Origin of the sequence: Endozoicomonas sp. ONNA1, from assembly GCF_024606325.1 — a bacterium.
Taxonomy (GTDB): domain Bacteria; phylum Pseudomonadota; class Gammaproteobacteria; order Pseudomonadales; family Endozoicomonadaceae; genus Endozoicomonas_A.
This window is the reverse complement of the sequence record NZ_JAHHPN010000666.1, coordinates 1-1,311: the sequence shown is the minus strand read 5'-3', so window position 1 is coordinate 1,311 and position 1,311 is coordinate 1. Positions and strand designations below refer to the sequence as shown.

The 1,311-nt window shown below is 45.0% G+C and carries 1 protein-coding gene; it reads left to right on the top strand.

All coding sequences use genetic code 11. The features are described 5' to 3' along the window. Window positions 1-102: 102 nt before the first annotated feature. Window positions 103-851 (top strand): IS5 family transposase gene (locus tag KDK19_RS15695; protein WP_257281593.1). Its coding sequence is split into 2 segments (ribosomal slippage): window positions 103-433 and window positions 433-851, totalling 750 coding nucleotides; the frame shifts between segments, so codons are not numbered across the junction. Window positions 852-1,311 lie beyond the last annotated feature (460 nt).

Genomic DNA, 1,311 nt, shown 5'->3' with positions numbered 1-1,311 from the left:
CTAGGGGGCGTTCTTATCCAACCGAACGAACAGATAAAAACATCAGTAACCTGACCGGAAAGACACCTAAAAGTGATCTAGAGTATGGCATTTAGGTTTGCTATGACTCGCACAGTACTCAAAGATCAACAATGGGATCGGATCAAAGACATGCTGCCGGGTAAAGTCTCTGACCCCGGACCAACAGCTGACAACAGGTTATTCATTGAGTCGATTCTCTGGCTTGCTCGTACCGGAGCGCCTTGGAGGGACATGCCTGAAGAGTTCGGTGACTGGCACAATATATACAACCGATTTAGTCGCTGGAGCTCGAAAGGAATATGGAGTCAAGTCTCTGAAGAACTGAGTCAGGATTGTGATATGGAATACCTTCTGGTTGACGGATCAATCACCCGTGTTCATCAACACGGTGCTCCAAAAAAACGGATAACATTGCCGAAGCAGTTGGAAAATCAAGGGGAGGTTTAACAACCAAGATCCACGCTGCGACGGATGCACTTGGTAATCCTGTTCGCTTCATTCTCACAGCTGGACAAGCATCAGAGTACGGACAGGCAAATGCCCTGATAGAGGGATTTTCAGCGGACTTCGTTCTTGCTGACAAGGGATATGACTCAAATGCATTCCTCCTCGAGGTCAAGAAGTCAGGTGCTGAAGCAGTGATTCCTCCGAAGCGAAATCGGATAGATCAGCGAAAATATGACAAAGAAATTTACAAGGAGCGAAATCTAATTGAGCGACTATTCCAAAAGCTCAAGAACTTTCGGCGAGTTGCAACTCGCTATGAACGCTTGGCACGAAATTATATGGGAATGCTTCAGATAGCAGCCATCATGATCTGGTTAGCATGACAAAATCAGTAAATTGATCGTCTGGTTAGATAAGAACGCCCCCTAGGTTGCAATCAGGACTGTCTTTGTTGCAGAAATTCTGATCAAAGCTTGATACAGTGAGTGCGGCTTTTATGTCGCACTTTTTATTTACAGGGACATTAACAGGATCAATATTGTCTTGGAATTGCATAACCTCTCCATGTAAGCGGGAAAGTGACGCTGGAGCGATTTCTGGTAGTTACCTGTCAGAAATGCCGCTATTTCATTTTTGTAAGTTTCCATTCGAAGATAAATCTACCTACGGCACTTCCAACCCTAAAAGCGGCTGCGAAATTGATCTCAGCAGTGGCGGGAACAGATTTAAGAGGTTATGACGGCTGGACTCCTTTAGAATTGGACAAAGAATATAACTATCAATCGATTATTACCAAATTGAGCGGAAAGCCCCGTACTTCTAGTTCGGGGATGGATAGCTCGC